Annotated in this window: 18 protein-coding genes and 1 pseudogene; 2 read left to right on the top strand and 17 right to left on the bottom strand. The window is 72.9% G+C overall.

Translation table 11 applies throughout. The features are described 5' to 3' along the window. Positions 1-54: 54 nt before the first annotated feature. The 5 genes from der to aroH all read right to left on the bottom strand — a co-directional run bounded on the left by der (position 55) and on the right by aroH (position 4,534). A complete protein-coding gene (der, locus tag ACH4KB_RS20195) occupies positions 55-1,524 on the bottom strand; it encodes a ribosome biogenesis GTPase Der (RefSeq protein WP_398067254.1) in 1,470 nt (489 codons plus the stop codon). A 68-nt stretch (positions 1,525-1,592) separates the two neighbouring features. Next, entirely contained in the window at positions 1,593-2,249 is a 657-nt protein-coding gene (locus ACH4KB_RS20190; protein ID WP_398067253.1) for a lysophospholipid acyltransferase family protein, read from the bottom strand. Continuing rightward, positions 2,246-2,941 carry a (d)CMP kinase gene (gene cmk, locus ACH4KB_RS20185; RefSeq protein ID WP_398067252.1) on the bottom strand — a complete coding sequence of 232 codons (696 nt, stop codon included), beginning with the start codon at positions 2,939-2,941 and terminating at the stop codon, positions 2,246-2,248. The genes ACH4KB_RS20190 and cmk overlap by 4 nt, the downstream gene beginning before the upstream one ends. A gap of 148 nt (positions 2,942-3,089) precedes the next feature. Beyond that, positions 3,090-4,175, bottom strand: coding sequence for a prephenate dehydrogenase (locus ACH4KB_RS20180; RefSeq protein WP_398067251.1), 1,086 nt, complete (start codon positions 4,173-4,175; stop codon positions 3,090-3,092). Continuing rightward, positions 4,172-4,534, bottom strand: a complete 363-nt coding sequence (aroH, locus tag ACH4KB_RS20175; protein ID WP_398067250.1) for a chorismate mutase — start codon at positions 4,532-4,534, stop codon at positions 4,172-4,174. The genes ACH4KB_RS20180 and aroH overlap by 4 nt, the downstream gene beginning before the upstream one ends. A 259-nt stretch (positions 4,535-4,793) precedes the next feature. On the opposite strand from aroH, the gene ACH4KB_RS20170 reads away from it, so the two are divergent. Further along, positions 4,794-5,219: a Rieske (2Fe-2S) protein gene (locus ACH4KB_RS20170; protein WP_398067249.1), complete on the top strand. Its 426-nt coding sequence runs from the start codon at positions 4,794-4,796 to the stop codon at positions 5,217-5,219. A gap of 55 nt (positions 5,220-5,274) precedes the next feature. Then, entirely contained in the window at positions 5,275-6,018 is a 744-nt protein-coding gene (locus tag ACH4KB_RS20165) for a DNA polymerase beta superfamily protein (RefSeq protein ID WP_398067248.1), read from the top strand. Here the strand turns inward: ACH4KB_RS20165 and ACH4KB_RS20160 are convergent. From ACH4KB_RS20160 to ACH4KB_RS20105, 12 genes and pseudogenes are all read right to left on the bottom strand, one after another. Continuing rightward, positions 5,984-6,427 (bottom strand): SRPBCC family protein, encoded by a 444-nt coding sequence (locus ACH4KB_RS20160; RefSeq protein ID WP_398067247.1) that lies wholly within the window; start codon positions 6,425-6,427, stop codon positions 5,984-5,986. The two genes, ACH4KB_RS20165 and ACH4KB_RS20160, sit on opposite strands and share 35 nt — an antisense overlap. A gap of 119 nt (positions 6,428-6,546) precedes the next feature. Next, positions 6,547-7,572 (bottom strand): ADP-ribosylglycohydrolase family protein, encoded by a 1,026-nt coding sequence (locus tag ACH4KB_RS20155; RefSeq protein ID WP_398067246.1) that lies wholly within the window; start codon positions 7,570-7,572, stop codon positions 6,547-6,549. Between the two features lie 100 nt (positions 7,573-7,672). Continuing rightward, a complete protein-coding gene (locus ACH4KB_RS20150; RefSeq protein ID WP_398067245.1) occupies positions 7,673-8,422 on the bottom strand; it encodes an NUDIX hydrolase in 750 nt (249 codons plus the stop codon). Then, a pseudogene (locus ACH4KB_RS20145) lies at positions 8,419-8,676 on the bottom strand (transcriptional regulator); the annotation flags it as partial. The gene ACH4KB_RS20150 and the pseudogene ACH4KB_RS20145, both read right to left, overlap by 4 nt. Before the next feature lie 78 nt (positions 8,677-8,754). After that, a complete protein-coding gene (locus ACH4KB_RS20140) occupies positions 8,755-10,116 on the bottom strand; it encodes a pseudouridine synthase (RefSeq protein WP_398067244.1) in 1,362 nt (453 codons plus the stop codon). After that, complete coding sequence (scpB, locus tag ACH4KB_RS20135; protein ID WP_398067243.1) at positions 10,116-10,772, bottom strand: SMC-Scp complex subunit ScpB; 657 nt, start codon at positions 10,770-10,772, stop codon at positions 10,116-10,118. The genes ACH4KB_RS20140 and scpB overlap by 1 nt, the downstream gene beginning before the upstream one ends. Continuing rightward, on the bottom strand, positions 10,769-11,776 hold the full coding sequence (locus ACH4KB_RS20130) for a segregation and condensation protein A (protein WP_398067242.1): 1,008 nt from the start codon (positions 11,774-11,776) through the stop codon (positions 10,769-10,771). Before ACH4KB_RS20130 ends, scpB begins: the two co-directional genes overlap by 4 nt. Before the next feature lie 147 nt (positions 11,777-11,923). Beyond that, on the bottom strand, positions 11,924-12,484 hold the full coding sequence (locus ACH4KB_RS20125; RefSeq protein ID WP_398067573.1) for a hypothetical protein: 561 nt from the start codon (positions 12,482-12,484) through the stop codon (positions 11,924-11,926). Further along, the gene (locus ACH4KB_RS20120; protein WP_007448578.1) at positions 12,481-13,599 is read right to left on the bottom strand and encodes a ParA family protein; all 1,119 of its coding nucleotides are present in this window, start codon (positions 13,597-13,599) and stop codon (positions 12,481-12,483) included. Before ACH4KB_RS20120 ends, ACH4KB_RS20125 begins: the two co-directional genes overlap by 4 nt. A gap of 367 nt (positions 13,600-13,966) precedes the next feature. Then, complete coding sequence (ald, locus tag ACH4KB_RS20115) at positions 13,967-15,082, bottom strand: alanine dehydrogenase (RefSeq protein ID WP_398067572.1); 1,116 nt, start codon at positions 15,080-15,082, stop codon at positions 13,967-13,969. A gap of 143 nt (positions 15,083-15,225) precedes the next feature. Beyond that, the gene (locus ACH4KB_RS20110) at positions 15,226-17,358 is read right to left on the bottom strand and encodes a tetratricopeptide repeat protein (protein WP_398067241.1); all 2,133 of its coding nucleotides are present in this window, start codon (positions 17,356-17,358) and stop codon (positions 15,226-15,228) included. A gap of 197 nt (positions 17,359-17,555) precedes the next feature. After that, positions 17,556-18,182 (bottom strand): NUDIX domain-containing protein, encoded by a 627-nt coding sequence (locus tag ACH4KB_RS20105; RefSeq protein WP_398067240.1) that lies wholly within the window; start codon positions 18,180-18,182, stop codon positions 17,556-17,558.

The following is an 18,182-nucleotide window of genomic DNA, read 5'->3' as shown; positions in this document are numbered from 1 at the left end:
AGAGCGGCCCGGGGCTCCGTCGTGTGCTGGTGCTGCTTGTCGCGCTCGCCGGTGCTACTTGTTGCGGCCGCGCTTCTCGCGGACCCGGACGGAGATGTGGATCGGGGTTCCCTCGAAGCCGAACTCCTCGCGCAGGCGGCGCTCGACGAAGCGGCGGTAGCCGTGCTCCAGGAAGCCGGAGGCGAAGAGCACGAAGCGCGGGGGCTTGGTGCCCGCCTGGGTGCCGAAGAGGATGCGCGGCTGCTTGCCGCCGCGGATCGGGTGCGGGTGGGAGGCGACGATCTCGCCGAGGAAGGCGTTGAGCCGGCCGGTGGGGACGCGGGTCTCCCAGCCCTCGATCGCGGTCTCGATCGCCGGGACCAGCTTCTCCATGTGGCGGCCGGTGAGGGCCGAGACGTTGACGCGCGGGGCCCAGGCGATCTGCGCGAGCTCCGTCTCGATCTCGCGCTCCAGGTAGTAGCGGCGCTCCTCGTCGAGGGTGTCCCACTTGTTGAAGGCGACGACCAGGGCGCGCCCGGCGTCCACGGCCATGGTGATGATCCGCTGGTCCTGGACGCTGATGGACTCGCTGGAGTCGATCAGGACGACGGCGACCTCGGCCTTCTCGACGGCGGCGGCCGTACGCAGCGAGGCGTAGTAGTCCGCGCCTTCCTGGAGATGGACGCGGCGGCGGATGCCGGCCGTGTCGATGAACTTCCAGGTGATGCCGCCGAGCTTGATCAGTTCGTCGACCGGGTCACGGGTGGTGCCCGCCTGCTCGTTGACGACGACCCGGTCCTCGCCCGCGACCTTGTTCAGCAGGGAGGACTTGCCGACGTTCGGGCGGCCGATCAGGGCGATACGGCGGGGGCCGCCGAGCGCCGTGCCGAACTTCTGGGCCGGGGCGTCGGGCAGGGCCGCCAGGACCGCGTCCAGCATGTCGCCGGTGCCGCGGCCGTGCAGCGAGGAGACCGGGTAGGGCTCGCCGAGGCCCAGCGACCACAGGGCGGTGGCGTCCGCCTCGCCGCTCTGTCCGTCGACCTTGTTGGCGCAGAGGACGACGGGCTTGCCGGCCCGGCGCAGCAGCTTGACGACGGCCTCGTCGGTGTCGGTGGCGCCGACGGTCGAGTCGACGACGAAGACGACCGCGTCGGCCGTCTCGATGGCGTACTCGGCCTGGGCGGCGACGGAGGCGTCGAGTCCCAGCACGTCCTGTTCCCAGCCGCCGGTGTCGACGACCTTGAAGCGGCGTCCGGCCCATTCGGCCTCGTAGCTGACGCGGTCGCGGGTGACGCCGGGCTTGTCCTGCACGACGGCCTCGCGGCGGCCGATGATCCGGTTCACCAGGGTCGACTTGCCGACATTGGGGCGTCCGACGACGGCGAGCACGGGGAGCGGGCCGTGACCGGCCTCGTCGAGGGCGCCCTCGACCTCCTCGGGATCGAAGCCTTCCTGCGCGGCGAGCTCCATGAACTCCGCGAACTCGGCATCGCCAAGTGCTCCGTGCTCGTGGCCCGAGCCGTCGGAGTGAATCTGGTCGTTCATGAAGTCCGTTCCTCTTTGCATCATCATCGATGGACCGCGATCACCGCGGTCCACTACTCGAGTCTCGCCTATCGCCCGGTGAGGCGCTTGGCACTTTTCAGGTGGGCGGTCAGCTTCGCCTGGATCCGCAGGGTCGCATCGTCCAGCGCCCTGCGCGTCCGCCGCCCGTCGCCGGCGCTCGCGTCGAACGCGTCACCGAAGACGACGTCGACCCGGCTGCGCAGCGGGGGCAGCCCCCGTATCAACCGTCCGCGGCGCTCGGTGCTTCCCAGAACGGCCACGGGGACGATCGGAGCCCCGCCGCGTACCGCGAAGTACGCGAGTCCGGCCCGCAGCGAGGCGAAGTCTCCTTCGCCGCGGGTGCCCTCGGGGAAGATCCCGAGGACGCCGCCGTCCTCCAGCACGCCGAGCGCGTGGGTGATGGCGGTGCGGTCGACGGATCGGCGGTCCACCTCGATCTGCCCGATTCCGTGCAGGAACGGGTCGAGGGGGCCGACGAACGCCTCCTTCTTGATCAGGAAGTGCACCGGCCGAGGCGCGGTGCCCATCAGCATCGGTCCGTCGATGTTGTGGGAGTGGTTCACCGCGAGTATGACGGGTCCGGCGGCGGGCACGCGCCACGCGCCCAGGACTCTGGGCTTCCACAGCCCGTACATCAGGCCGATGCCGATGGTTCGCCCGACGGCCGCTCCGCGCAGCGTGGGCGCGCCTGTGGCATCGCTCACGCGGCGACCCGCTTCCCCTCGACGAGGGTGACGACGCACTCGATGACCTGCTGGAGGGTCAGCTCGGTGGTGTCCACCTCGACGGCGTCGTCCGCCTTGGCGAGTGGCGAGGTCTTGCGGCCGGAGTCGGCGGCGTCCCGCTTGATGAGGGCGTCGCGGGTGGCGGTCAGGTCGGAGCCCTTGACCTCGCCGCTACGGCGGGCGGCGCGGGCCTCCGGGGAGGCGGTGAGGAAGATCTTGAGGTCGGCGTCGGGCAGCACGGTGGTGCCGATGTCCCGGCCCTCGACGACGATGCCGCCGGTCGCTGCCGCGGCGATGGAGCGCTGGAGCTCGGTGATGAGCGCCCGCACCTCGGGGACGGCGCTGACGGCGCTGACCTTGGAGGTGACCTCCTGGGTGCGGATCGGGCCGGAGGCGTCCTCGCCGTCGACGGTGATCGTCGGGGCGGCGGGGTCGGTGCCGGAGACGATCACCGGCTTGGCGGCGGCGGTCGCGATCTCGGCCGGGTCGGCGACGTCGATGCCGTTGCTCAGCATCCACCAGGTGATGGCCCGGTACTGCGCGCCCGTGTCCAGGTAGCTCAGGCCGAGCTTGGCGGCGACGGCCTTGGACGTGCTCGACTTGCCGGTGCCCGAGGGCCCGTCGATGGCGACGATCACGGAGGAGCGTGCGGTTTCCACGGTGGTGGACACCTTCCTGGTACACGGTGCGGGGACGGGCGGGCCTCGGAGACGGCCTCGTACCAGGTTACCGAGTACCGGGCGCGCCCTTGTACCCCGTACGGGGGAGGCGGACCGTCCGGGCGGGGGTGGCGCGCCTCCCCGTCGTACGGGACCGGGCTCAGCCGCGGATCGACCAGCCGCGTTCCTGGAGGGCCGCGCCGAGTACCGGGGCGGCGCTGGGCTCGACCATGATCTGGACGAGGCCCGCCTGCTGGCCGGTGGCGTGCTCGATGCGGACGTCCTCGATGTTGACCCCGGCCCGGCCGGCGTCGGCGAAGATCGCGGCCAGCTCGCCCGGCTTGTCGCCGATGAGGACGGCCACGGTCTCGTAGACGGTGGGGGCCGCGCCGTGCTTGCCGGGGACCCGGACGCGGCCCGCGTTGCCGCGGCGCAGGATGTCCTCGATGGCGTCGGTGCCCGCGCGCCGCTTCTCCTCGTCGGCGGAGTGCAGGCCGCGCAGCGCGGTCACGGTCTCCGCCAGGTCGGCGGCGACCCCGGCGAGGACGTCGGCGACCGGGCCGGGGTTGGCGGAGAGGATCTCCACCCACATGCGGGGGTCGGACGCGGCGATCCGGGTGACGTCGCGGATGCCCTGTCCGCACAGCCGTACGGCTGTCTCGTCGGCCTCCTCCAGCCGGGCGGCGACCATCGAGGAGATCAGCTGCGGGGTGTGCGAGACGAGGGCCACGGCCCGGTCGTGGGCGTCGGCGTCCATGACGACGGGGACGGCCCGGCAGAGGGCGACGAGCTCCAGGGCGAGGTTGAGCACCTCGGTGTCGGTGTCCCGGGTCGGGGTGAGGACCCAGGGGCGGCCCTCGAAGAGGTCGGCGGTCGCGGCGAGCGGCCCCGAGCGCTCCTTGCCGGCCATCGGGTGCGTACCGATGTACGGGGTGAGGTCGAGGCCGAGCGCCTCCAGCTCGCGGCGCGGGCCGCCCTTGACGCTGGCGACGTCCAGGTAGCCGCGGGCCACCCCGTCGCGCATGGCGGTGGCGAGGACGGCGGCGGTGTGCGCGGGCGGCACGGCGACGATCGCCAGGTCGACGCGGCCTTGGGGCGCCTCGTCGGTACCGGCGCCGAGCGCGGCTGCCGTGCGGGCGGAGGCGGGGTCGTGGTCGACGAGGTGCACATGGACGCCGCGACCGGCCAGTGCGAGGGCGGCGGAGGTGCCGACGAGCCCGGTTCCGATGACGAGGGCGGTTCTCACTGGGCGATGTCCTTGCGCAGAGCGGCGGTGGCGCCGAGGTAGACGTGGCTGATCTCGGCGCGCGAGAGATAGGTCTCGACATGCACGAGGATACGGACGACCCGGGGCATGGCCCCCTCGACGTCCAGTTCCTGGGCACAGATCAGGGGTACGTCGACGATCCCGAGGCCGCGCGCGGCGGCGGCGGGGAAGTCGCTGTGCAGGTCGGGGGTGGCGGTGAACCAGATGCTGATCAGGTCGTCGGCGACGAGTTCGTTCCGGTCCAGGACGGCCGTCAGCAGCTCGCCGACCCGCCGGCCCATGTGCCCGGCCTCGTCCTGGTCCAGCTGGACGGCGCCCCGGACCGCTCGTACCGCCACGTCGTGCTCCTCCTGGTCTTCGCTGTTCGCTCTGCTTCCGCCTCCGGGCCCGTCGCCCTGGGGCGCGGCACGGCTGCTCACCTCAGCCTAGATCGGCGCGACGGACCCGGTCGGCGGCGTTCCGTCCGTGAGACGGGCGGGCCGCGGCCCGTAGGAGCCCCAGCCGCCACCCGGTCGGGGGCACGGCCCGCGCGGTTGCTTCGCCCGGGGGCCCGCCGCCGCCACGATGGCCCCACGCACCGCCACCGAAGGAGAGCTCATGAACGCACGGCGAAGGACGGTGCTGGCCGCGGGTGCGGCGGGCGCCGCGGCCCTGGCCACCGGCTGCGGATCCTCCGACGGGGGCGGCGGCGAGGACGCGAGCCCCACGCCGACCGCGTCGGGGAACGCCACGGGTGGGGCGGAGCTGGCCCGGACCGCGGACATCCCGGTCGGCGGCGGCACCGTCTTCAAGGAACGGAAGGTGGTGGTGACCCAGCCGGAGGAGGGCGAGTTCCGGGCGTTCTCCGCCGTCTGCACCCATGCGAGCTGCCTCGTCTCGACGGTGAGCGACGGCACGATCAACTGCCCCTGCCACGGCAGCAAGTACAGCATCACGGACGCGGCGGTCGAGGCCGGCCCGGCGACCCGGCCGCTGCCCGCCGAGCGGATCACCGTATCGGGGGGCGCGATCCGGCTGGGCTGAGAGCGGGCCGTAATCCCCGAGGCACGGCGGCCACCCCGCCCGTACGCTCACGGGCATGATCACCGCCGCCGACGAGGCACTCGTACGCGACCACACGGTCTACGCCTGCGTGATGGGTTCGCGCGCGTTCGGACTGGCCACGGAGGACAGCGATACGGACCGGCGCGGGGTGTTCCTCGCGCCCACCCCGCTGTTCTGGCGCTTCGACAAGCCGCCGACGCATGTGGAGGGCCCCGCGCCCGAGCAGTTCTCCTGGGAGCTGGAACGCTTCTGCGAGCTGGCACTGCGAGCCAACCCGAATGTGCTGGAGTGCCTGCACTCCCCGCTGGTGGAGTCCGTGGACGACACCGGCCGCGAGCTGCTGGCGCTGCGCGGGGCGTTCCTGTCGCGGCTCGCGCACGGCACGTTCGTCCGGTACGCGCTCGGCCAGCGGAGGAAGCTGGAGGCCGACGTACGGGTCCATGGCGCGCCGCGCTGGAAGCACGCGATGCATCTGCTGCGGCTGCTGGCGAGCTCCCGGGACCTGCTGCGTACGGGCGAGCTGCGCATCGACGTCGGCGAGGCCCGTGAGGAGCTGCTGGCGGTGAAGCGGGGCGAGGTGTCCTGGCCGGAGGTGGAGCGCCGGATGAACCGCCTCGGCGAGGAGAACGACGAGGCGGCGCCCCGCTCCCCGCTGCCGCCGGAACCCGACCGGGCGGCCGTGGAGGACTTCCTCGTCCGGACCAGGCGGGCCTCGGCCGGTCGCGCTCCGGACCGGTCCGCGCTCACACCGTACGGGGACCGCCCGACGCGGCCGTGAGCTCGGCCAGCTTCTGGAACTCGCCCAGGTCGTAGTTGGTGAGGGCGGAGTCGAGGTTGGTCAGCGCCCCGAGGTGTTCGATGAATCCCTGGGGGTCGTACTCGATCTGCAGGGCGACACGGCTCGACGTGTAGTCGAGCCGGTGGAAGGTGACCACCCCCGCGTGGTGGACTCCCTCGGTCGTCCTCCAGGCGATGCGGTCCTCGGTGACCACCTCGGTGAGTTCCGCGACGAAGCGCTTCTCCGCACCGGGCAGTGAGAGCTGCCAGGCGAAGCGCCGCTCGTCGATCGGATCGACGCGCTGGACATGGCTCAGGAACTTCGGCCACTGCGTGACATCGCTCCACAGGGACCAGGCGACGGCCACGGGCGCCTTGATGTCGACGGTCTCGACGAGTGAGGAGGACACGGATACCACCAAACCTTCCGTACGGGAACGGGTCCGCCCTCTCGTACCCGATCGCCCTCCGCTCATTCGGGACGGTCCCGTCGGCGAAGCGATGGCGCGCATCCGCCGGCCGGTACGGCTCAGGCGTCCCAGAGCGCGGCGAGGGAGAGCAGGTCGCTGCGGTACTCGATGCGCTCGGACCATTCCTTGGGCCAGGCCGCCGCGCCCAGGTGCGCCCCGGCGAGGGCTCCGGTCAGGCAGGCGATCGAGTCGGAGTCGCCCCGCGTGCAGGCGGCCCGGCGCAGGGCGGTGACGGGCTCCTCGGGGAACAGCAGGAAGCAGTGCAGCGCGGTGGCGAGGGCCTCCTCGGCGATCCAGCCGTCCCCGGTCCGCTCGCACGGGTCGGTCTCCGGTGACGGGTCGCGCAGCGCGTCCCGGACGTGTCCCAGCGCGGTCAGGCACTCGTCCCAGCCGCGCTGGATGTACGCCTGCGGGGTGGCGTCGCCCGCGTGGCGCCAGAGGTCGCCGAGCCAGCGGGTGTGGTAGCGGCCCCGGTTCTCGTAGGCGTAGCTGCGCAGCTGTCCGATCAGGCCGAGGGGTTCGGCGCCCTGGGCGAGCAGGAACACCGCGCGGGCCAGCAGGTCGGAGGCGGTGAGCGCGGTGGGGTGACCGTGGGTGAGGGCGGCCTGGAGCTGGGCGGCCCCGGCGCGCTGTTCCTCGCTGAGGCCGGGGACCAGGCCGACGGGGGCGACCCGCATGTTGGCGCCGCAGCCCTTGGAGTGGGTCTGGCTGGCCTCCTGCCAGACCCGGGTGTGTTCGAGCAGGCGGCAGGCGGTGAGGCAGGTGTTGCCCGGGGCCCTGTTGTTGTCCGGTGAGTGGTACCAGGCGACGAACTCCGCGCGGACCGGGTCCACCAGCCGTTCGGGCGTGAGCAGTCCGCTGTCCATGGCGGTGCGGATGGCCCGGCCCAGCGCGATCGTCATCTGGGTGTCGTCGGAGACGACGGCGGGCGTCAGGAGGGGCAGCTGCCGCCAGGGGCCGAACTTGGCGAGGATGGCGGGCACGTCGTTGAACTCCGTGGGGAAGCCCAGGGCGTCGCCGAGCGCGAGCCCGGTCAGCACGCCGGTGGCGGCCTGCTTGGTGAGGGGCGGGGTGGCGATGGTCATCTGTCTCGTCCTTCCGGTGCGGAGTGCGACGGGTCTGCGGTTACGCGTACGCGCGAGGCTGCGGATCGCGCGGGTCTGCGCATGACGACGGGGCTGCGGGTCACGACGGGTCCGCCGGGGCGTCCGGTCGTGGCGGGCGCAGGAGCGGCGGGTGCAGGGCGGTGGCGTCGCCCGCCCGGTAGAGGGCGGCCGGTTTGCCCCGGCCGCCGGTGCGGCGCGGCGGGCCCTCGACGGCCTGGACGAAGCCGGGTGCGTTCAGGACCTTGCGCCGGAAGTTGGGGCGGTCGAGCTCGACGCCCCAGACGGTCTCGTAGACCTGTTGGAGCTCGCCGAGGGTGAATTCGGCGAGGCAGAACGCGGTGGCCAGGCAGCTGTATTCGAGCTTGGCGCCGATCCGGTCGTGGGCGTCGGCGAGGATCCGGTCGTGGTCGAAGGCCAGTGGCCCGGTGGAGTCCGCGTCCCACCACCGGGCGCTCGCCGCGTCGCCGCCGCCGCGCGGTTCGGGCAGGTCCGGCAGGAGCGCGGCGTACGCGACGGAGACGACCCGCATCCTCGGGTCGCGGTCCGGGGCGGTGTAGGTGCGCAGCTGTTCGAGGTGGAGGGCGCCGACGGCGCCGGGTCCGAGGCCGGTCTCCTCGGCGAGTTCGCGGCGGGCGGCGTCCTCGGCGGACTCGCGGGGCAGCAGGAAGCCGCCGGGCAGCGCCCACCTGCCCCGGAAGGGCTCCTGGCCGCGTTCGACGAGCAGCACGTGCAGCCGGGCCTCGCGGACGGTGAAGACCGCGAGGTCGACGGTGACCGCGAACGGGGCGTAGGCGTGCGGGTCATAGCCCTCGGGGGCGGGGGTGCTCATCGCCTCTCCGGGAGGGGTGCGGCGAAGTCCCAGCCGGTGGCGAGGAGTTCGTCGACGGCGGTGACGGCGGCGGTGAGCCGCGCCTCGGGCACGCCGGTGATTTCGATGAACCGTCTTCCCGTGCGGGTGAGTTCGGCGCGGAAGCGGTCGGTCATCCAGGGGCGCCGGCCGAGGACCAGGCCGTGTTCGTAGCGCTTCACGCCGCCGCCACCTCCTTTATAGTCACTCTGACTATAAAGGAGGTGGCGGGGACGGCAAAAGGCCCGCGGCCGGTTCTGTTCGAACTTTCCGAACAGAACCGGCCGCGGGCCGTCGCGTGGGAGCGGGTACGGCTAGAGGCCGACCTCGCGCATCAGCATGCCGACCTCGGTGTTGGTGAGGCGGCGCAGCCAGCCGGACTTCTGGTCGCCCAGCGGGATCGGCCCGAAGGACGTCCGCACGAGGCGCTCGACCGGGAAGCCGGCCTCGGCCAGCATCCGGCGCACGATGTGCTTGCGGCCCTCGTGGAGGGTCACCTCGACCAGGTAGTTCTTGCCGGTGTTCTCGACGACGCGGAAGTGGTCGGCGCGGGCGTAGCCGTCCTCCAGCTGGATGCCGTCCTTGAGCCGCTTGCCGAGGTCGCGCGGCAGGGGGCCCTGGATGGCGGCCAGGTAGGTCTTCTTCACGCCGTACTTGGGGTGCGTGAGGCGGTGGGCCAGCTCACCGTGGTTGGTGAGCATGATGATGCCCTCCGTCTCGGTGTCCAGCCGGCCGACGTGGAACAGCCGCGTCTCGCGGTTGGTCACGTAGTCGCCGAGGCACTGGCGGCCGTCCGGGTCCTCCATCGAGGAGACGACCCCGGCGGGCTTGTTCAGCGCGAAGAACAGGTAGGACTGGGCGGCGACCGTCAGGCCGTCGACCTTGATCTCGTCCTTGTGGACATCGACGCGCTTGCCCTGCTCGACGACGATCTCGCCGTTGACCTCGACGCGGGACTGCTCGATCAGCTCCTCGCACGCGCGGCGCGAGCCCATGCCGGCCCGGGCGAGGACCTTCTGCAACCGCTCGCCCTCCTCCTCGGCGCCCGGGTGGGTCTTGGGGAGGTTGATCTCGGGCTTGTTCGCATACCGGTCGCGGTTGCGCTGCTCGATCTTGGCGTCCAGCTCACGCGGGCGCGAGGGGGCGGCGCGGCGGAAACCGCCGGTGCGACCACTGCCGCCCTGTGCGGGCTTCGGGCCGCCCTTGGCCCCGCCCCGGGCGGCCGAGCCGCGGCCCTTGCGGGGGCCGTCCTGCTCGGACCGGGCGCCGGGGGCGTCGTTGCCGACGTCGTAGCGGCGCTCCTCCGGGCGGGGACGGCGGGGACGCTGCTCCTCGTCGCGGCCGCCCTGGTAGCTCGAACGCCCGTCCTGAGCGCCCTGACGCCCGCCCTGGCCGGTGGGACGGCCTCCCTGGCCGGGACGGCCTCCCTGACCGGAGGGACGGCCACCGGGGGCTCCGGGCCGCCCGCCCTGGCTTCCGCCGCGGCCGCCGCCCTGGCCGCCGGGACGACCGCCCTGGCCGCCGCCCTGTCCCTGGCCCTGGCGGAAGGACCCGCCGCCGCTGCGGCCGCCGCTGCCCGCGCCGCCGCCGCTCCGGGGGTTCCGGTTGCCGCCGCCGCTGCTCCGGCCGCCGCTCCCGCCGTTGCCGCTTCCGCTGTTCCTGCCACTGCTTCGCATCAAAATTCCGTCTTGTCGTCTGCGTGAGTATCCGGGGTGTCCGGTGCGTCCGGATCGAACGACGGCACACCCTCTAGCGTCTCAGCCTCGATCGCGTCCGCCTCCGGGAGGAAGGGCGCGAGCTCCGGGAGCTCGTCCAGGCCGCGCAGGCCCATTCGCTCCAGAAAGTAGTTCGTCGTCCTGTACAGGATCGCACCTGTTTCGGGTTCCGCGCCCGCCTCCGCCACCAGGCCCCTCTGGAGGAGGGTCCGCATGACGCCGTCGCAGTTCACCCCGCGCACCGCCGAGACCCGCGAGCGGCTCACCGGCTGCCGGTACGCGACCACCGCCAGGGTCTCCAGCGCGGCCTGGGTGAGCCGGGCGTGCTGGCCGTCCAGGACGAAGCCCTCCACGGCCGCCGCGTACTCGGGGCGCGTGTAGAACCGCCAGCCGCCCGCGACGAGCCGCAGGTCGAAGCCCCTGCGCTGCACGGTGTACTCGTCGGCCAGCTCCCGCAACGCGTCCGCCACGGCCCTGCGGGGCCGCTGGAGCACCTTGGCCAGGTGGTCGACGGTGGCGGGCTCGTCGACGACCATGAGGACCGCCTCGAGGGCGGGCTTCAGATCGAGCGCGGCGACCGCGCCCCCGTCGGTCTCCTGAATCGGCTGCTCGCTCATTCCCGTACGTCCTCCTCGTCGGCGCGCCCGTCGAGCTCCCGGTCGAACTCGTCCGTCACCACCGGCTCCGCTTCCGCCCCGCCGCACCAGGTCACCAGCAGGTCGCCCAGCGCCTCGTCCTGGTCGAGGGTGACGGCCTTCTCGCGGTACAGCTCCAGCAGGGCCAGGAACCGGGCGACCACGGTCAGGGTGTCCGGCGCGTCCCCGGTCAGCACCGCGAAGCTCACCGCCGCCCCGGCCTCGCGCAGCCGCTCCACCACGAGGCCCGCCTGTTCCCGGACGCTGACCAGCGGGGCGTGGATGTGGTCCACGTACACCTGGGGCCTGGGCTTCGGCCGCATCGCCTTCACCGCGAGCCGGGCGAAGCCCTCGGGCCCGATGCTGATGACCACCTCGGGCAGCAGCGCGGCGTGCTGGTCCTCCAGGCCGACCGTACGGGGGCGGCGGCGGGCCTCCGACTGAAGGCGGTCCTGGAAGATCTCGGCGATCCGCTTGTACGCGCGGTACTGGAGCAGCCGCGCGAAGAGCAGGTCCCGCGCCTCCAGGAGCGCGAGGTCGGCCTCGTCCTCGACCTCGGCCGCGGGCAGCAGCCGGGCGGCCTTGAGGTCGAGCAGCGTGGCGGCGACGACGAGGAACTCGGTGGTCTGGTCGAGGTCCCAGTCGGGGCCCATGGCGCGGATGTACGCCATGAACTCGTCGGTGACCTTCGACAGGGCGACCTCGGTCACATCCAGCTTGTGCCTGGAGATCAGCTGCAGGAGGAGATCGAAGGGGCCCTCGAAGTTCACCAGCCGGACGGTGAAGCGCTTGTCGTCCGCCTCCGGCTCCGGTACGGCTTCCGGCTCCGACCCCTGCACGGCTTCCGGCTCCGGTACGGGCTCAGGCTCTCGTACGGGCCCAAGCTCTCGCACGGCCCCCTCCGCCTCCACGGGCGGCGCCACCGCACCCGGCCCCCGCCCCAGGGCACGGCGGCGCGGGGTGGCGGGGTCGTCGGGCGTGGGCATGGTGGTCCAGGGGTGGGGCGGCGGCGCGGGCGGGTCCCGCCGGCCGGCGGGTCCAGGGCCTGTCGTCACGTTCCCGCCTGCCAGGCGGCGTCCGGCGGGCGGGAACGTGACGACAGGCCCTGGGGCAGGCTACCCGCGCCGTGCCGCTCAGCGGCCGCGCAGCCGCCGTACGAGGATGCTCGCGTCGCCCCGGGACTCCAGGTCGGCCAGGACCACCGCCACCGCCTCGCGGACGATGCGGCCGCGGTCGACGGCGAGGCCGTGTTCGCCGCGCAGGACGAGCCGGGCGTGTTCGAGGTCCATCAGCTCCTCGGCGGAGACGTAGACCGTGATCTTCTCGTCGTGGCGTTCCCGGCCGCTGGGGCGGCGGTTGGCGCCGCGTCCGCCGCCTCGCCTGCGCTGCTGCTGGACCGCCGGGGGCTGCTCGGCCGGGGCGGCGGAGGGCGCGGGGCGCTCGCCGGAGGCGGCCTTGGCCGACGGGGCGCGATCGCCGGCGCGGCTGCGCGAGTCGCCGCCGTCGGCGTCGGCCGCGGCGTGCTCCTCACGGTCGGCGGGCGGGGCCTGGCCGGACGGGTCGCTCTCCCCGGCGGGCGCGGGCACCCGCGGCTCGCCGTTCGCCTTGCGCCGCCGCTCCGCCGGCGAGGACGGCTGGAGGCCCATCCCGCCTCCGGTGGTACGGAACAGTTCGTCGGCCCCCGGCAGACTCACTCGGCGTGACACCGGGCGAGCACCTCCCTGGCGAGCTGGCGATAGGCGGCCGCGCCGACCGAGTTCGAGGCATAGGTGGTGATGGGCTCACCGGCGACCGTGGTCTCCGGGAAGCGGACCGTGCGGCCGATGACCGTGTGGTAGACGTGCTCGTCGAAGGCCTCGACGACGCGCGCCAGGACCTCGCGGCTGTGCACCGTACGGGAGTCGTACATGGTGGCGAGGATGCCGTCGAGCTCCAGCTCCGGGTTGAGCCGCTCCTGCACCTTCTCGATGGTCTCGGTGAGCAGCGCCACCCCGCGCAGGGCGAAGAACTCGCACTCGAGCGGCACTATGACCTTGTGAGCGGCCGTCAGGGCGTTCACGGTGAGCAGGCCGAGCGAGGGCTGACAGTCGATCACGATGTAGTCGTAGTCGGCCATCAGCGGCTTCAGGGCGCGCTGGAGCGTGGACTCGCGGGCCACCTCGCTGACGAGCTGCACCTCGGCCGCGGAGAGGTCGATGTTGCTGGGCAGCAGGTCCATGTTGGGGACCGCGGTCTTGAGCAGGACGTCGTCGGCCGTCATGCCCCGCTCCATGAGCAGGTTGTAGACGGTGAGGTCCAGCTCCATCGGGTTGACCCCGAGGCCCACGGAGAGGGCGCCCTGCGGGTCGAAGTCGACGAGCAGGACCCGGCGTCCGTACTCCGCGAGCGCGGCGCCCAGGTTGATGGTCGACGTGGTCTTGCCGACGCCGCCCTTCTGGTTGCACATCGCGATGATCTTCGCGGGGCCGTGGTCGGTCAGGGGGCCCGGGATCGGGAAGTACGGCAGGGGCCGCCCGGTCGGACCGATGCGCTCGCGGCGCTGACGCGCGGCGTCGGGCGCGAGGGTGGCCGCGTACTCCGGATCGGGCTCGTACTCGGCGTCGGGGTCGTAGAAGTGCCCCTCGGGCACCTCGGCGAAGTCGGCGAAGCGGTCGGTGTCCCGGCTGCTCTCGTTGCCGGCCGTGGCGTTCACGTGTAGGCCGTCCATCATCTGGGGGGCTGTCGTCATGTGCTGTTGGGTGGCGAAGGTGCGGACAGCGACGGAGCCGACAGCTTCGAGCCCGATCGGGCTCAGACCCCGTGCAGGCATCCCTGGTTGACCACCCCCGGGAGTAATTGTCGACTCATTCACAAGTCGTCTTACCTCCTTGGACGTGACCAGGAAACTTATCGATAGGTCAGCGTGGCACCATGCCGACGATTGGCGACTCTATGGCGTGTCACCGGTCCGCAGCAACACAATCCGCCGGACCCGGCCCGATGTGTCGGCAATCGAACACCTCGCTGTCAAGGGTGCACAGCGACCAAGCCGCACATTTCACCGCGGCACGAAACGGGTAAAGGGTTACGTTCGGCGCGAGTTGTGCAAGGGCCCCACAGGGCCCGATACGCGTCCGGCCGGACCTTGCTCGGCAAGGTCCGGCCGGACGCGTGATGTTGACGGGGGAGTTGACCCGTCAGCCGAGGAGCGTGCTCAGCTCGACGTGCGGGAGACCGTGCGCTTCGGCCACCTCGCGGTAAACCACCTGGCCCTCATGGGTGTTGAGGCCCTTGGCGAGTGCGGCGTCGCGGCGCAGGGCGTCGGCCCAGCCGCGGTTCGCGAGCTCCACGATGTAGGGCATCGTCGCGTTGGTGAGCGCGTAGGTGGAGGTGTGGGGCACCGCGCCGGGCATGTTGGCGACGCAGTAGAAGACCGAGTCGTGGACCTGGAAGGTCGGCTCGGCGTGGGTCGTCGGACGCGAGTCCTCGAAGCAGCCACCCTGGTCGATCGCGATGTCGACAAGTACACTTCCGGGCTTCATCTTGGCGACGAGCTCGTTGGTGACCAGCTTCGGGGCCTTGGCTCCGGGGATCAGCACGGCGCCGATGACGAGATCGGCCTCGACGACGGCCTTCTCCAGCTCGAAGGCGTTGGAGACGACGGTCTGCACCTTGGTGCCGAAGATCTTGTCGGCCTCGCGCAGCTTGTTGATGTCGCGGTCGAGCAGCGTGACGTGGAAGCCGAGACCCACGGCGATCTGCGTGGCGTTCCAGCCGGAGACACCGCCGCCGATGACGACGGCCCTGCCCGCCGCGGTGCCGGGGACGCCGCCGGGCAGCACACCACGGCCACCGACGGAGCGCATCAGGTGGTACGCGCCGACCTGCGGGGCGAGGCGGCCCGCGACCTCGGACATCGGGGCGAGCAGCGGGAGGGCGCGGTTCGCGGTCTCGACCGTCTCGTAGGCGATGGCGGTGGTGCCGGAGGCCAGCAGCGCGTCGGTGCACTCGCGGGAGGCGGCGAGGTGCAGGTACGTGAAGAGGGTCTGGTCCTTGCGGAGGCGGTGGTACTCCTCGGCGACCGGCTCCTTGACCTTCAGCAGCAGGTCGGCGGCGGCCCAGACCTCATCGGCGGTGGCAAGGATCCGCGCGCCGGCGGCGACGTACTCCTCGTCCGGGATGGACGAGCCGACGCCGGCGTCGTGCTCGATGACGACCTGGTGGCCGTGGCGGACGAGCTCATGCACTCCGGCGGGGGTGATCGCCACCCGGAACTCGTTGTTCTTGACTTCGCGGGGGATGCCGACCTTCACGTCGATCACGGTCCTTGGCTCGGAGGGTCATCCGGGCAGAACGGTGCACACCCGGACATATACAGCATAAATGGAGACGCCACGGAGGAACGCGGCAGAGCCAGTCTAATGAAGGACTTCGCGCTGTCTAGCCTTACAAAGCATTAACTTTCTGTCGAAGCGCTACGGATTTCGTAGGCAGAGGCCTCCTCGCCCAGCAATCTATCGGCCGCGTTCCGGTGCAACCCGGCCGCCGCGGGGTCCCCGAGCCGGTCCAGCGTGTCGGCGAGCCGCAGCTGGAGCGCCGCCTGAAGCCGTACGTCACCGGCGCGCCTGGCCAGGTCGACGGCCTCCCGGCAGGTCTGGAGCGAGTCGTGCGGCCGGCCCGCGTACTCCTGGACCCGGGCCGCCTCGCTGAGCGCCCGCGCCCGGGCCGCCGGATCGCCGAGCCTGCGGTGGCCCGAGGCGGCGGCCCGCCAGTTCCGCAGCGCCTCGCCGTAGCGCCCGGCGTACGTGTGGACCGCCCCGAGCCGCCCGTACAGCCGGGCCTCGTCGGCGCGCTCGCCCTGGGTCAGCCGCTGGGCGAGCGCCCGGCCGTACCAGTCGGCGGCCCGGTGGTAGTCCCCCAGCTCCTCGTACGCGCCGCCTACGGATTCCATCGCGCGGCCGGTGGCGTACAGGTCCTTCGCGGCCTTTCCGGCGTCCAGCGCGGCCCGGTAGCGGGTCAGCGCGTCCCGGGTGCGGCCGGTGCGGGCGTCCAGGTCCGCGAGGTTCAGCAGGGCGGCCGCCTGCTCGCGGGGCAGCTCGCGGCGGAGCGCCACGTCCAGGACGAGGCCGTGCAGCCCGTACAGCTCGCAAGCGGCCGCCTCCGTCCCCCGGTGCGCGGCCAGCGCCCGCACCAGGGCCGCGACCAGCCGCCGCGCCAGGGTGTCGAGCTCGCCGTCCGCCACGGCGAGCCGGGCCGACGCGAGCAGGGCGGGCTGGCGGACCCGCAGCCACGCGCCCGCCTCGTCCGCGCTCGGGAAGCGCAGCGAGCGGGGCAGGCCGGCGAGCTTGCGGCGGGCCGCGGAGCCCTCCGGCTCGGTGACCGCCCGGCAGGACTGGAGCCGGCGCACGGTCCGCTCCAGCATCCGGGCACGGGCGAGCTGGATCTCGGCCGGCCGGTCCCGGTCCTCCAGGAGGGCCAGCAGCAGCGGGGCGAGGCAGCCGGGCACCGCGTACTGGGGGTGGGCCGCGCCGTCCGTCCGCAGCAGCCCGAGCTTCACGAAGTCGTCGAGGGTGGAGCGGGCGGCGGAGACCGAGCAGCCGGCCAGCGCGGAGGCCGTGTGGGCGTCGACGAGCCCGGCGGGGGCGAGGGCCAGCAACCGCAGTATCCGGGCGGCGGCCTGGGGCAGGGAGTCGTGGACGAGCCGGAACGCGCGGGCCAGCGGGCGGGCTCCGGTGGGCAGGCTCTCGCCGGGGTCGGGCAGCTCGTGCAACTGCTTGGCGACGTCGGCGACCGAGGCCATGGGGTGCGCGGCGAGCAGGCCGCCCATCAGGGCGAGCGCCGCGGGCTGCCCCCCGCACTCCTCCGCCAGGGTCTCCGCCGTGCGGGGGTCGACGGTGATGCGGACCTGTCCGATGACCCGGGCGAGCAGCCGCACCGCCGCGCCCGCCTCCAGTCCGCCGAGGGTGCAGGGCCGTACGTCGGGGATGCCGGTCAGCGGCCCGGTCGCGGTGGCGAGGACCAGGCAGTCCGGGTTCTCCGGGAGCAGCGGGTCGACCTGTTCGGCGTCGGCCGCGTCGTCGAGCACCAGGACGAGGCGGCGTACGGCGAGGGCCTCGCGGACCATCTCGGAGAGTTCGTCCTGGTCGGCGCCGGGCGGGACAGCCACCCCGAGGAGGCCGAGGATCTCGCCCGCGGTGCGTTCGGTGGGGACGCGTCCGCCGCCGGGGTCCGTGAGGCCGACCCGGAGCACCCCGTCCGGGTAGTCGCCGGAGCCCGTGCCGGGAACGGCCCAGGGCAGTGCGCCCGTGGCGGTCGCGGCGGCCCGGGCGGCGTCGGTCCCGGTGAGCGCCCCGGCCAGCTCCTCGGCGAGTGCGCTGCGGCCGGAGCCGGGCCGGCCCGCGATGAGCAGGACCCGGGCGCGGGGGGTCTTGCGGCCGGCCAGGGTGTCGAGGCCGGCCCGCTCGATGTCCGCCCGCAGAGCCTTCAACTCACGTTCGCGGCCGAAGAATCGGGGCGGGGCGGTGCCGGACGGCTCCTCGGCCCCCGGGGCCTTTGCCGGGCCGCTGGTGTCCACCGCCTGATCGGTCACGAGCCACGCTCCACTTCGCTGCACGCGGTGCCCGCCGGAACTCCGGTCGGGTGCGTTTCGAGCGTAGTTCAGCGGTGACGACGATCACTGCGGAGTGGGGCGGAGCACGGAGAACATCCCCCGATCGGATCAGCATTTCTTCATTTCTTCATTCTTAATGACCGATCGGGGGGTGGGGCAGGGGTCGAGACTGCCCGTCAGGCCTCGAAGGGCCGGGCCGGCCACGGCGCGTCGGCGGGGCGCAGGGAGTCGACGCCGTCGCCCGCACGTACGGCGGAGAGCGCGAGCACCCCGACGACCAGGCAGTTGTTGTGCACGTCCCCCGCGATCACCGAGCGGACCAGCTCGGGCAGCGGGACCCGGGCGTACTCCATGTCGGCCTCCTCCTCGGCGACCGCGTACCGCTCGCCCTCCGCCTCGGAGAGATCGCGGGCGAGGAAGACGCGCACGGCCTCGTCGCAGCCGCCGGGCGTGGTGTAGACGTCGGTCAGCACCCGCCAGTCCTCGGCCTTGACGTGCGCCTCCTCGTACAGCTCGCGCTGAGCGGCGTGCAGGGGGTTCTCGCCGGGGACGTCGAGCAGTCCGGCCGGGATCTCCCAGAGCCGGTGGCGCACCGGATGGCGGTACTGACGCAGCACGATGACCCGGTCGTCGTCGTCCAGCGCGAGGACGGCCACGGAGCCGGGGTGGACCTGGTAGTCACGGCCGTGGACGGACCCGTCGGGCATCACCACCTGGTCGGTGCGGACGCTGGTCTTGGCGCCGGTGAAGGGGGTCGCGGTCGCGGTGACCTGCCACTCCTCGGGCTTGTCCTGGATACCCAT

The organism is Streptomyces sp. NPDC017520, assembly GCF_044329855.1.
Classification (GTDB): Bacteria; Actinomycetota; Actinomycetes; order Streptomycetales; family Streptomycetaceae; genus Streptomyces.
Note: the sequence above shows the minus strand (reverse complement) of the source record. Positions and strands in the feature narration are given on the sequence as shown.